The following is a 13,495-nucleotide window of genomic DNA, read 5'->3' on the forward strand; positions in this document are numbered from 1 at the left end:
TCAGTTCGTCCCTCTGGCTGCGAGGAGGTCGCGGTAGCGGACCAGCCCGTCGGTCAATGCCTGCAATCCGTAGTCCACGTCGGCCGGGGCACGGGCGAAGCCGATGCGGATGTGCCCGGCGGCGCCGAAGTATTCCCCCGGCGCCACGACCACGCCGCAGCGTTCGGCCAGCCATTCGGAGAAGGCGATCGTGTCGTCAATCCCGGTCAGGCGCGGGAAGGCGATGCAGCCGAAGCGCGGCAACTCGCCCGAGACGAGGCCCTCGGCGCGCCAGTGGGCGTGGTAGCTCTCAATGATCGGGCGCGCCTTGCGCATGATGGCGTCGCGGTAGGCGTCGAACGGCTCGGGCCGTTCCAGCACCAGCGCGGCGGCAGCGTGGGCGAGGTTGGAGACGCCGAACTCGGTCTCGTCCGCCAGCGCGCGGATGCGGCGCATCGGGGCCTCGTCCGCGACGATCCAGCCGCAGCGCAGGGTGCTGAGGCCGTAGGACTTGGTCAGGCTGTCGATCCCGATGATCGCGGGCGAGAGCGACACCGCCGAGGGTGGGCGCACATCGGCATCGACATAGGCGGCGTAGACTTCATCCACGACGACATGAATGCCGCGTGCCTCGGCGATGCGGGCGATGGCCAGCAGCGTGTCCCGATCCACCGCCATGCCGGAAGGGTTGTGCAGGTTGGACAGCACGATCAGCCGCGTCGTCGGAGTGATCCGCGCGGCGATCTCGTCGGGGTCGATGGTGAAGCCATCGCCTTGCCTGGTGAACTGATCGACGCCAAGGCCGTTGGTCCGGGCGATGGTGTGGAACAGGTCGAAGCCGGGCGTCTCGACCAGCACGGATTCGCCGGGGCCGACGAGGGCGCGGTAGATCAGCGAGAGCGCGCCGGTCGCTCCGGTCGCGCAGAGCACACGGTCGGTCGCCACGCCGTAGCGCCGGGCCAGTTGCTCGACGACGTAGGGGTTGCCGTTGAAGGCGCTGGTATAGCGCGAGGTCACCGGCTCGGCGAATTCCTCGACGACGATCCGGCGCAGCAGGTCCACCGGCTCGGGCACGGAGCTGTCGAACAGGCTGACCAGCAGGTTGCGCTCGGAACGCACCGAGCGGATTACCTTGCGGACCCACTGCGAGTACGAGCCGATTCCGGCGTCGTCCGGAATCTGAGGGGGAGAGGAGGGCATCGGCGGGTTCATCGCGGGGATCGTCTGTTTTTCCGTTCGATGCGGGAATGAAACCGCCGCCAGTGCGTCATGCACCGGCGGCGGATCGGGTCACTTCAGCTTGATGCGCGCGCCGACGAAGAAGCGGCGGCCGAGGATGTCGCCATAGGCGATCTGCGGATAGGACGGAGCCTTGTCGGTCAGGTTGTCGATGCCTGCGCGGAAGGTCATGTTCCCGGCCTCGACTTGCGCCGAGATCGAGTGGACGATGTTCGACTTGAGGATCGGGTTCGGCGTCGTCTCGATCGTGGCGTCGTAGGCGGCGCGGGTGCGGCCGAGGTAATCGAGCTGGTAGCTCACGCGCACCGGTCCCTTGTCCCACACTGCGTTGAACCGGCCGACCCATTCGGGGCTGCGGTACGTGTCATCGGTACGGATGAAGGTGGTGCCCGTTACCGATGTGGTGAGCAGGGTGTTGTGTGTGGCGTTGGCGGTCAGGCGCAGCGAGCCGAGGTCGCTGCCGCCGAACAGATCGCCCGGCGCGAAGGCATAATCGACGGTGTAGGTCTCGCCCCGGTACTTGACCACGCCTGCGTTGAAGGTGGTCGTGGTGCCGGTGACGATGGTGCCGCCGATGCTCGTCGAATCAGGCCCGGTGAGGCGGGTGAAGGCGCTACACACGGATTCCGAAGGGTTCGGATCGTCGAAGCAGGCGGCCGCGAAGTCCTCGGTGGTGAAGGGTGAGAGGCCGTCCTTCAGGTCGATCTCGATGCGGTCGACGCTGATCGACAGGCCGGGCACGAAGCGCGGCTGCAGCACGATGCCGTACGTCAGCGTGTCCGATATCTCGTTGCGCAGGTTCGGGTTGCCGCCGCTGGTGATCGTGGTGCGGTTGAAGTTCTCCGCCGGGCTCTGGAACCGGGCGAGGCGCTCGGCGGCGCTCATGCCCGAGCCCGTGCCGTCGGGATCGACGCCATAGCCCGGGTTTGCCGTGAACAGCGCCAGACAGTTGGCGCGGCGGACCGCCGGGTTGGCGCCCGCGTTGATGCGGTCGGCATCGCAGGGGTCGTAGCCCGCCGAGCCGATCGTGGTGCTGGTGGGTGCGAGCAGCTGGGTGAGGGTGGGCGCACGAAAGTTGCGGCTGCGCGATCCGCGCAGGGTCACGCCGTCGGTGACTTCCCAGCGCAGGCCTGCGTCCCACACGTTTTCGCGGCCCGCGAACGAGTTGTCGACGTAGCGGAAGGCCCCCTTGAATTCGAGCAGCTTGACCAGCGGCAGCGTGAAGTCGCGGCCGATCAGCGGCACGATCACTTCGGCGGAAAGCTCGTCGGTGTTGTAGCCGCCGGACTGCGCGACCTGCTGCGAACCGTCGCCGAACACGCCGTCGAGGTTGGCCTGGAGCGGGCTGAACGCAGCCTTCTCGTCGCGGTGCTCGTAAGCGGCGCTGAACTGCACGTCGCCCATCGGCAGCGAGAACAGCGTGCCGCCCAGCGTGGCGAGCACGTCGATCTGCTCATTGGTCCAGTCGAGTCCGGCGCGGGTGCTGACGTACTTGCGGGCGGCATCGCTGACGGTGCCCGTACCGAAGGGGTTGATCGGCGCGCAGCTCGCATCGTCGTTGGTGGCGTCGGCATCAGCGTTGATCGCGCAGACCGCCTGCCCGCCTGACAGGACCGAGTTGATCGCATTGTTGTAGCGGCTGTTGACGACCTGCCAGCTGCGCTGCCTGCCCTCGACGCGGGCGTAGCTGCCCGAAACCGACCAGTAGAAGTTACGGCTGCCGACGTCGAAGTCACCATCCAGCGTCAGGGCGCCGCGCCAGGTGTCGGTGTTGTAGGTCTGCACCGGGTCGGGGACGAGGTCGTAGAAGTACTTCGACAGGAACAGTGGCGCGCCGTTGGCGAAGCTGGGGCGGGCGGCGATCAGCGCGGCCTTGGCCTCGTCGGTAAGGAAGGCGTTGTTGATCGTGAACGCAATCGGCCCGGCATACGTGCCGCCGTTCAGCACGGTGCGGCTGTTGCCCTGCGGGATCTCGCGGCCCTTGGTGTTGGCGTAGAGGAACTCGGCCGAGAGGGTGATGCGGTCGGTCAGGTCGTAATGGCCGATGGCGTTGGCGGTCAGGCGCTCGACGCCGGTGCGCAGGCCCGCCAGTTCCTGATAAGGGAAGCCCTCGCCGTCAGAGGCGAAGGGGATCCCCTGGATGGTGCCGGGGTCGTAGGGAATGACGCTGCCGTCGCTGCCGAACTGTAGCGCGCTGCCGGCGCCGTTGCGCAGCAAAAAGCTGGGCGGAGGCGCGGGCGCGGTGAAGATCACGCCGTTGCCGTTGAAAGGCCAGAACCCGGCGTTGAAGATTTCCTTGACCGAGGGGATGCCGTCGGTCGGCCCGGTGTCGGCGGAGTTCGACACGGTCAGGCGGCCGAGGTTCGACAGCGGGCGATCCGAGAAGCGCAGCGACGGGCTCTTCGACCAGCCCATGTCGACCGCGAAGTTGCCGCGCCCTTCGGCGAAGTTGAAGCCTGCGGTGCCGCGCAGCGAGTAGGTGCCGTAGTCGCCGCGGTCGGAGATGCCGGTCTGGCCGTCCAGCACGATGCCGGTGAAGTCCTTCTTGAGGATGTAGTTCACCGTGCCCGCGATCGCGTCCGATCCGTAAACTGCCGCGCCGCCGCCCTGATAGACCTCGACGCGCTCGAGCAGGCCGAGCGGGAGAATGTTGGAATCGACCTGTGCGTCGCCGACGCCGTCAGTGCCGCCGATGCCCGAGCTGCTGGTCACCATGCGGCGGCCGTTGAGCAGGGTCAGCGTGCGCCCGGCGCCGAGGCCGAAGAGGTTGGGTGCCTGGATGCCCGATCCGCTCGATGCGCCCGAACCGTCCGCCTGGTTGAGCGTCGGCACGTTGGAAGGCAGGTCGTTGAGGGCGTCGGCGACGCTGACATAGCCGCGATCGAGGATCTGCTGCTGGCCGACTTCGAGGACCGGGGCGGCATCGGAATTGGGCGCGCGGCGGATGCGCGATCCGGTGACGACGATGGCTTCACCGGCGCTTTCGGCCCCGGCGCCATCGAACGCGGCGGGGCTCAGGTCCTGCGCGTGGACCGGCGAGCCGAACACGGCGACCGAGAGTGCGGTGGTGGTCAGAAGCGTGCGTGTCTGCCTGCGAAGTGTCATGCCCGAATTCCCCGATATGTCCCTGAAGGCCGCCGCGTTGGCACGGCGTTTCCCTGTCCGTCAGCATAGCGCAGGCGCCGGGATTAGTTTTGCGTTCGCACCGGCCTCGGCGCATCGCTCGCCCATGTTCTGCTGCGATCGCAATTCGGGGCGCAAGATTTATGCGCGTTATCGCAGGAACGCGGCAAGCTCACGCCCGAAGCGCAGGATTTCGCGATCATCCTCATACATCATGTGGCCGCCTTCGTAGCATTTTAGCACGAAGCGCGCGGCGATCGAAGCGGGCAGCGCCGCGACCGTCGCCTGATTGCCCGCGCAGCTGTTGAGCGAATCGAAGCGCCCGGCAGCGACCCAGGTGCGCATCGTCGGCATTGTCTCCATCGCGCGCAGGGTCCAGGGCTGCGACGGGCTGGGCGGGCCTTCCCCGGCCATGGCGCGGGCGAGGGATTCCTTCGTGATCGGCGATTGGTCGTACTGCCACTCGCTGCCCGCGTTCGAGGCCGGGGCGTCGATCCCGGCATAGCTGCCCGCGCGATAGCCCAGCGTTGTGCGATAGTAGTCGAGCACGAGCGCGTTGTCTGCGGCCTGGTCAGGCTCAGGGCCGGAGCGGCGCATGTCGAAGACGTCGAGCGTCTTCTTTTCTCCCGCGAGCAGCGCGGTGCGGAACTGGCGGGGCGAGACCCACAGCGTCTTCCCATCGACGATGGCGGGATCGAGGCCCTGATAGCGCGCCAGCTTAGTGATCACCGCCTCGCGCTTTTGCGGGGACAGCGCATCGGGCGCGGCGAGGGCCGGGGTGTAGACCTGCGTGGCCCATTCGCGCTCTTCGGCCAGCAGTTTCGCGCGGTCGGCACCCGGCGCAAGGCGGCCGAGCGCATGGGCGGTGGCGATGCGGCTGTCGAGCGACAGGGCGCGCATGAGATTGCGGTCGGGCATGTCGCCGAGCGGGATACCGCCCGAGATCAGCGCGATGCCCGCGAACGGCGTGCCTGCATCCACCAGCGCCTCGGCCACGCCCGCCGCGCGCCATGTGCCGAAGCTCTCGCCCGCGAGGTAGAGCGGTGCGGCAGCGCGGCCGTAGACCTTGCGCCAGTCGCCGACGAACCCGGCGACAGAGGCGATGTCCGCGCGCGTGCCGTAGAAATCGGCGGCATGCTCCGGCGTATCGGCGCGGCTGAAGCCGGTGCCGACCGGGTCGACGAAGACGAGGTCGCTGACCGCGAGTGGGCTCGCCGGATTGTCGGCGAGGCGCCCCCTGGCGATCACGCGGGGGCCGAGCGCATGGAACTGCAGCAGCCGCGAATCCGCGCCGGGGCCGCCGTTCCATACGAAGGTCAGCGGGCGGCGCTGCTTGCGACCCGGCACGATGTAAGCGGTGTAGAAGATTCGACCGCGCTCCTCGCCCTTGAGGTTGCGCACCGGCAGTGTCCCGGCGCAAGCGGCATAATCGATGCGCTTGCCAGCGATCACGGCGTGGTGCCGGGTCTCTACCGCATCCGCCTTGCAGACCGGCGCCGCATGCGCGGGCAGGGCCAAGGTCATCAGCAGGGCGGGAATGGCAGCCAGTCGCAGCATGGTCGGTCTCCGGATCACGCATCGACGATAGCGGCTGGGCCGAGGCATTTTTATGCGCAGTTGGGGTCTGTTGGACAGGCTGCCGTGCGTCGCTATGGCGCTTCCGGCGCGCAACATCGGCGAATTCTATTCGCGAAGACCGGGTTAGTGTGCATGGCACGGAGCACAGGAGCGCGCATGGAGATCAAGGGAATGACACGGCGCGGCGTTCTGGCGGCGGCGAGTGCCGTGCCGGTGGCGGCCCGCGCGGTTGCCGCAATCAAGCTCACAACATTGCCGGATCGCGCCGCCTTCGCGCCCACCGTCGCGGGCTACCTCGATAGCGGGACGATGCACCCGATCCCGCTCGGAGCGCGGGCGGCGGTGCAGCGTTACCTCGACCAGCGCACGTCCATGGAGGGGCACTACCCGACCGACGAGGTCGAGACGCGCGTGAAGGCCAATTTCGCCCGCCTGATCAACGCCGCACCGGAGGAACTGGCCTTCGTCCAGAGCACTACCGCAGGCGAGCAGCTGGTGATCGAGGCGCTGGACTTCCCGCGCGGCGGAGGGCGCATCGTCACCGACACGCTGCACTTCTTCGGCTCGTTCTATCTTTACGAGGAGCTGGCGAAGCAGGGCGTCGACGTGGCCTGGCTGCGGCCGGAAGGCGGGCGCATCTCCGTCGAGGCCTACGAGCGGGCGATCACGCCGGGCACCCGCCTCGTCGCGCTCTCGCTGGTATCGACCTACAACGGCTTCGAGCACGACCTGAAGCGCATCTGCGAGATCGCCCACGCACGCGGCGCGCTGGTCTATGCGGACATCATCCACGCGGCAGGCACCATCCCCATCGACGTGCGGGCAAGCGGCGTCGATTTCGCCTCCACCGCCAGCTACAAGTGGCTGATGGGGGACTTCGGCCTCGGCTTCCTTTACGCCCGCGCCGACCTGCGCGAGCGGCTGAAGCGCACCCATTTCGGCTACTACCAGCTCTCCGGCTTCGCGCCGCACGTCTACCCCTTCGATCCGCCGGGCGACACGATCGCCGACACCACCCCGCGCGGCGATATGGAAGGGCTGTTCGCGGGCGGCACCCGGTCGCACGCGGTACTGGCGCAGCTCGACTGGTCGCTGGACTACATCCTCGGCCTCGGCGTCGAGCGCATGGTGGCGCACCGTCTGCCGCTGCTGGCGCGCCTGCGCGAAGGGCTGGCGGCGAAGGGCTATGCCATCGTCACCCCGGAAGGATCGCGCACGCCGCTGGTGACCTGCGCGCTGGAAGGCGCCTACGCCAAGTTGTCCGACCCGCTGAACGCCGCGCAAGCGCGCATCACGCTTTCACGCAACCGCTTCCGCGTCTGCCCCTCGGTCTTCACGGACGAGCACGACATCGACCGCCTCCTCGCCGCGCTGCCGCGCGCCTGATCCTGCAGGAAATGCCCATGCGTAACTTTTCCGCCATCGCCGCCATGCTTCTCGCCACTACTTCGGTTGCGGCCCATGCGCAGGACGGGGAGGCGCCGATGTCGCCTGCGTTCCTGCGCGCGATGGAGCCGATGGTTCCGCGCGACACGGCTACCGACCGCGTCGTCGTCACCCGTCATTCCGCGAAGATCGCCGGGCGCAAGCTGGCCTACAAAGCGATCGTCACCGAACTGCCGATGCCGGGAGCGGATGGCGTCCCGGTCGCCGTGGGCGTGAGCTACGCCTACGTCGCCGAGACCAAGGGCGATGCGGCGAAGCGCCCGATCCTGTTCGTCTTCAACGGCGGGCCGGGCGCATCGTCCTCGCCGCTGCACATGCAGGCGCTCGGGCCGCGCCGGATCGTCGGCAAGGGCGATGCGGCACATCTGGAGGACAATCCGCACAGCCTGCTCGACGTCGCCGACCTCGTCTTTATCGACCCGGTGGGTACGGGCGCAAGCATGCCGGTTAAGGATCGCGACGCCAGCGGCTACTGGGGCGTCGGTGGTGATGCGCGGGGCGTCTCGGCGATGATCGAGGCGTGGGTCAAGGCCAATGACCGCACGGCGTCTCCCCGCGTGCTGGTTGGCGAAAGCTACGGTACGTCGCGCGCTCTGGCGATCGTCAACGAGGATATGAAGGCCAAGAAACCGCTGCCCGCGGGCGTCGTGCTGCTGTCGCTGGCGATCGGCGATGCCGATGGTCCGGTGCTGTCCGAGGCTATGCATCTGCCCACGTTCGCGGCGGTCGCATGGTATCATCAGGCGATCGACCGGGGCGGGCGTACCGTGGCGCAGCACTACGCCGAGGCGCTGAACTTCGCGCAGACCGAATATGCCTCCGCCCTTATGCGCGGCCCGGCCTTGCCTTCTGATGAGCGCAGGAAGGTGGCCGAGCGCATGGCGGCGCTGATCGGCATCCCCGCCGATACCATCGAGGCGAAGAACCTGCGCCTCGACAACTACGACTTCATGCTTGCGCTGCTGGCGGACAAGGGGCTGCGCACGGGCCAGCTCGACGGCCGGGCGACCCGCGCCATCGCGGAATCGAAGCTGCGCCCGCCGTTCGACGATCCGTCGATGTCGCTCGGTTCGGGCACCAGCGCCGGGATCGAGGGCTATCTCAAGAACGAACTCGGCTACACCGCACCGAGCCCTTATCGCAGCCTGAACCTGGGCATCAACTTCAAGTGGAACTGGGACAAGGACTACGGCGGCAGCTATCGCGCCATGTCGTTTGCGCCCTATCTCAAGGCGGCCATGGACGCACAGCCGGGTCTGAAGGTCTTTGCGGGCGGTGGGTATTACGACATTACCACCCCGGTCTACGCAGGCCAGTTCGCGCTGGAGCAGGCGGGAGTGCCTGGGGACCGCGTGACTTATGCCCGTTACGCGGCCGGCCATTCGGTTTTCGAGGACGAAGATGGGCTGACTGGGCTGAGTGCTGATCTGCACCGTTTCCTACAGTCTCTCGGTGGTTGACGACTCGTCTTCCGGATCGCTCCATAGGCTTGGCAACGTACTATGATGGCGGTCAAAAGCGTACGAAAGCCCGACGAGTAACAGTGGTCGTCGGCCGGATCCGGTGTTCAACAGTCAAAGCGAATTGCGGCTTGCGATCGCGCCCAGCACGCGCGCCGAGGGCTTGGCGGTCCGCGCGAACGTCCTGCGATCGAGCGTGTGCAGGCCGAACTGCGGGTTGTAGCCGAAGACCCACTCGTAATTGTCCACCAGCGACCAGTGCATGTAGCCGAGCACGGGGACGCCTTCGTCCATCGCGCGCTTGAGTTCGGTCAGCGCGGCGGGGATCAGGCGCGCGCGCTTGGTGTCGTCGGCCGAGTTGATGCCGTGCTCGGTGACGATGACGGGCACGCCGCTGACTTGGTGGGCATGGCGCACCGCGCCCGCGAGCGAGGCTGGATAGACTTCCGATCCCGCGTCGTTGGTCTCGGCGCCTTGCGGTGCGGGCAGGCGGCCCTTGTCGTTCCAGACCGTGCGCTCGTAGTTCTGCACGCCGACGAAGTCGTTGCCGCGCGCAGCCTCCAGCCAGGGTTGGTAGAGCTTCGCGCGCATCGCGTCGCGCAGGCTGCTGCGGCCCACCGCCTGATCGTCGATGATCGCAAGGCTGACGCCCACGGGAAGGTCGCCGCGCACCGCCTTGATCGCTTCGCGCCCGGCCTTGTGGCCCGCGAGGAGGTTCGCCTGAACCACTTGCGGGTCGGCGACATAGAGCGGGTTGCCCGGCAGGAACCGCGCCACGGCATATGCGCGAGCGGCAGCTTCCTGCATGGCCTTGTCGGCGCCGAGCAGTTGCTTGCCGATGTCTCCGGGCAGCACGATGTCGAGCAACCCGCTGAGGTTGGGCTCGTTCAGCGTCGTCGCCTGCCCGATTCCGGCGGCGAGATGGCGCGCGGCCTGGTCGCAGTAGCGGGCGAACAGCGCGGGCGCCTCCGCGTTGGACCAGCCGCCTTGCGCGGCGAACCAGACGGGCGTGGTGAAGTGGTTGAACGTCACCATCGGGTTCAGCCCGCGCTCCCGGCAACCCTCGATCATCGCCTTGTAGTGGTCGAGCATGGCGATCGAGAACTGGCCCTTCGCCGGTTCGATCCGCGCCCATTCGAGGCTGAAGCGATAGGTGTTGAGGTCAAGCCCCTTCACCAGATCGAGGTCGGTGCGCCACAACGCGAAGCTGTTCGCCGCATCGCCCGATGGCTCGGCGTAGACGGTGGGGCTGGCGTGTTCCATCGCCCAGACGTCGCTGTTCACATTATTGCCTTCGACCTGATAGGCCGCCGTCGCCGCGCCCCACAGGAAGCCTTTGGGAAACGCCGGATTTACCGGACGCGCGGCCCGGGCGAGGGCGGGCGTTTCCATCATGGCGGCAAGCCCGGATGCGGCGGCGGTCGCCAGAACGGTGCGTCGATCGATCATGCTTGTCTTCCCTCTCCCGCCGTCCCCAGTGCGAATCGGCATGAGTTATTTAGAATTTATATTCTAAAATCGGAAGTGACTTGATTGCGGCACACCGTGGTTCCCTCATAGCCTTGACGACCCGCTTGACGACCGATTCTCCATCCACTAATTAGAATGCGTATTCTGGTTTTATAACGGCTTCCCAGAAGGGCAGCCATTCGCATTGGGGAGAGATCTATGAAGCTGAATTTCCTGCTTGTTTCCGTGTCCGCATTCGCCCTGCCGACGATCGCCATGGCGCAGGACGCGGCGAGCGAATCGCAGGATCAGGCCGGCCTCGGGGACATCATCGTTACCGCCAACCGCACTGCTTCCAGCGCGCAGGACACGCCGACCGCGCTCAACGTCTATTCCGGTGACTCGCTGCGCGATGCGGGCATCGCCTCGGTCCGCGATCTCGCCACGATCGACCCCAGCGTGAACATCTCGCCCTCTGCGGGCGCGGCCTATGTCGCGGTGCGCGGCATCGCCTCGACCGACGTGACCGAGATCGGCGATCCCTCGGTCCCGGTCTCGCGCGACGGGTTCTACACCAACCGTTCGTTCTCGCTGAATTCCTCGATGTACGACCTTGCCCGCATCGAAGTGCTCAAGGGGCCGCAGGGCACGCTCAACGGCCGCAACTCGACCGGCGGCCTCGTCAGCATCATCACCAACCGCCCCAAGTTCGAGAACGGCGGCTATGCTTCGGTGGAGGCGGCGAACTTCGGCACCTTCAATGGCGAGATGGGCGCCAACCTGGCCGTCAGCGACACTTTCGCGATCCGCGCCTCGGGCACGTATCTGACGCATGACGGCTACCGCAAGATCGACGGCCCCACCACCAGCGGTGACGACGAAGACTTCGCGTCGGGCCGCATTCAGGCGCTCTACGCCTCGGGCGGATTGTCCGCGTGGGTCTCGTACCAGCACGATTCCCGCACGGTGAACGGCGACGCGATCTTGCGCGGTACTCTGGGCGGACCGAAGCCGAGCTTCAGCGATCTCGGCGCGTTCCCCGGCAATTCCGCGCAGAAGACCACGCTCGAAGGCGACCGCGTGCGCTGGGAGCTGGCCTATTCGACCGATAGCAACCTCAACTTCATCTACGCGGGCGGTTTCGACAGCCAGAACTGGGTCAACGTCCTCGACGCGACCGGCCCGGAATACCCGGCCAACCGCCAGTTCCGCCAGAACGAGCGCCCCAAGACCTGGAACCACGAATTCCGGGTGAGCAATGACAGCAGCTCCAGGCTGTTCTTCCAGGCGGGCTACTTCCGGTTCAGCGAGAACAACACGGTCGATTCCGGCCTCTACAACCTCGACATGACCGGCCTGTTTGCGGATGGCGGCCCGCTCGAGGTGCTGGGCCAGCCCGACCAGTACGGCATCAAGTTCGACTACAAGATCCGCACCCGTTCGCAGGCGGTCTTCGCGCAAGTCGATTACGACCTGACCGACCGGCTCGAGATCAGCCTCGGCGGCCGCTACACCTGGGACAAAAAGACCCGCAGCGGGCAGGCTCTGCTGTTCCTGCCTGCGCTGGCCAGCCCCTTCGCACCGGCGCTGCGCCTGACCACGCCCGGAGACGGAAACCTGAGCGACAGTCAGCCGACCTGGCATGCGGGCCTGAACTTCCGCCCGAAGCCCGACACGCTGATCTATGCGAAGTACGATCGCGGCTACAAGTCGGGGGGCTTCAACTCCAACGGCAGCTCGGCTGCGGTGCCTTACGATTCCGAACAGCTCGACGCCTTCGAGATCGGCACCAAGAACTCGCTGCTGGGCAATACGCTGCAGATCAACGGCGACGTGTTCTACTCGAACTACCGCGGCTATCAGGCATCGCAGACTTCCGACGTGCTGCAGGGCAGCGGCATCTTCAACGTGGGTTCGGCCAAGATCTTCGGGGCCGAGGCCGAAGTGAAGGCACTGCTGGGCAAGGCCACGCGCATCGGCCTCAACGCCGCCTACCTGCACACCAGGTTCGGGAACGGCATCGTCGTCAACGACGGTGACGGCAACCCGCAGGACATCAGCGGCAACCGCCTGCCCAACGCGCCCTCGTTCACCGTTACCGGATCGTTCGACCAGGACATCGCGGTGGGCGCGGGCAAGATCACCGCGCATGCCGATGCCAAGTATTCGTCGAAGTACTATTTCTCCGCCTTCAACCTCGACGATATCTCGACCGCCAGCTTCGTCGTCGCCAATGCCTCGATCGGGTACGAGCCCGACCATGGCGGCTGGAAGGTGATCGCTTTCGTGCGCAACATCTTCGACAAGAACGTGCTGGCCTACGCTCAGCAGAACTTCGTCTCGCACACCAACAACTACCAGTTCCAGCCCCCGCGCACATACGGCGTGAGGGCAAGCGTCAGCTTCTGACGCCGGGACGCGTTCGTCGCGGGGCCGCACCGTCTCCTCCTTGCGGCCCCTTCATCGTGTCAGACTGCCGGAAAGGCGAAAGCCCGCGTCAGGCATCCGCCTTGAGGTAGGCGAGGCACATCCGGCCCAGCTCTGTGTTGAGCTGCTCCCAGTCGTGGGCATAGGCGGACTCGGCTGTCGAGCCCAGGCTCAGCTGGCGGGCGAGCGTTGCGAAGATGATCTGGTAGGCGGCATTGGCCTTCAGTTCGTGGTCGTCGCCGCCGAACGCTTCGCGGTATTCGAGCATCGCCGCGATGCCCATCGCGGCGGCGCGGTTGGCGCTCTGCTTGCCAGGTTCGGACACCAGCGGGTCGAACGAGGCGCGCTGCATGCTCAGGCGCAGCAGCGGCGCATGGTCGCGCAGCACTCCGGCGAACGCCTGCACGTAGCGCGGCATGAACGTGTCGAGCGAGGTCGCCTTCGCCTTGACCGCCACCATCATCGCGTCCTCGTCCGCCGCCATGCGTTCGAGGTGGTTGGCGATCACCGCGCGGACCAGGTTCTCCTTGCTCTTGAAGCGCAGGTAGATCGACCCGATCGAGACGGCGCCCGTCTGGCTGACGTCCTGGAGGGTGAACTCCTCGCTCCCCCGCTCGAGCATCAGCTTTTCGGCGGCGACGAGCATGCGCTCGAACGAGGCCTTGCTGCGCCCCTGTTGCGGGGTTCGGCTGACGGTATCGACCGCCAGCGTTTTTTCGGAAGCACGAGGCTTTGGACGTGTTGACATGACAGCAATAAACACCTTATCGAAATAAGAACGTCAATTCTAATTT

General features: G+C 66.6%; 8 protein-coding genes. 3 read left to right on the forward strand and 5 right to left on the reverse strand.

Going from position 1 to position 13,495, the window contains the following annotated elements:
* The 3 genes from QRN25_RS02945 to QRN25_RS02955 form a co-directional block, all read right to left on the reverse strand.
* The gene (locus tag QRN25_RS02945) at positions 1 to 1,191 is read right to left on the reverse strand and encodes a pyridoxal phosphate-dependent aminotransferase (RefSeq protein ID WP_285017370.1); all 1,191 of its coding nucleotides are present in this window, start codon (positions 1,189 to 1,191) and stop codon (positions 1 to 3) included.
* A 78-nt stretch (positions 1,192 to 1,269) separates the two neighbouring features.
* Positions 1,270 to 4,323, reverse strand: a complete 3,054-nt coding sequence (locus QRN25_RS02950) for a TonB-dependent receptor domain-containing protein (RefSeq protein WP_285017371.1) — start codon at positions 4,321 to 4,323, stop codon at positions 1,270 to 1,272.
* 168 nt (positions 4,324 to 4,491) lie between these two features.
* Entirely contained in the window at positions 4,492 to 5,898 is a 1,407-nt protein-coding gene (locus QRN25_RS02955) for a S10 family serine carboxypeptidase-like protein (RefSeq protein ID WP_285017372.1), read from the reverse strand.
* Between the two features lie 177 nt (positions 5,899 to 6,075).
* On the opposite strand from QRN25_RS02955, the gene QRN25_RS02960 reads away from it, so the two are divergent.
* A complete protein-coding gene (locus QRN25_RS02960; protein ID WP_285017373.1) occupies positions 6,076 to 7,305 on the forward strand; it encodes an aminotransferase class V-fold PLP-dependent enzyme in 1,230 nt (409 codons plus the stop codon).
* A 17-nt stretch (positions 7,306 to 7,322) separates the two neighbouring features.
* A complete protein-coding gene (locus tag QRN25_RS02965; protein ID WP_285017374.1) occupies positions 7,323 to 8,825 on the forward strand; it encodes a S10 family peptidase in 1,503 nt (500 codons plus the stop codon).
* A 114-nt stretch (positions 8,826 to 8,939) separates the two neighbouring features.
* On the opposite strand, the gene QRN25_RS02970 is transcribed toward QRN25_RS02965, so the two are convergent.
* Positions 8,940 to 10,274: a family 1 glycosylhydrolase gene (locus tag QRN25_RS02970; RefSeq protein WP_285017375.1), complete on the reverse strand. Its 1,335-nt coding sequence runs from the start codon at positions 10,272 to 10,274 to the stop codon at positions 8,940 to 8,942.
* Between the two features lie 219 nt (positions 10,275 to 10,493).
* Between QRN25_RS02970 and QRN25_RS02975 the strand changes: the two genes are divergently transcribed.
* Positions 10,494 to 12,683, forward strand: a complete 2,190-nt coding sequence (locus QRN25_RS02975; RefSeq protein WP_285017376.1) for a TonB-dependent receptor — start codon at positions 10,494 to 10,496, stop codon at positions 12,681 to 12,683.
* Between the two features lie 88 nt (positions 12,684 to 12,771).
* On the opposite strand, the gene QRN25_RS02980 is transcribed toward QRN25_RS02975, so the two are convergent.
* Positions 12,772 to 13,449, reverse strand: coding sequence for a TetR/AcrR family transcriptional regulator (locus tag QRN25_RS02980; protein WP_285017377.1), 678 nt, complete (start codon positions 13,447 to 13,449; stop codon positions 12,772 to 12,774).
* Between the last annotated feature and the right edge of the window lie 46 nt (positions 13,450 to 13,495).

The sequence above is a fragment of the Novosphingobium sp. fls2-241-R2A-195 genome (assembly GCF_030209485.1).
GTDB lineage: Bacteria > Pseudomonadota > Alphaproteobacteria > Sphingomonadales > Sphingomonadaceae > Novosphingobium > Novosphingobium resinovorum.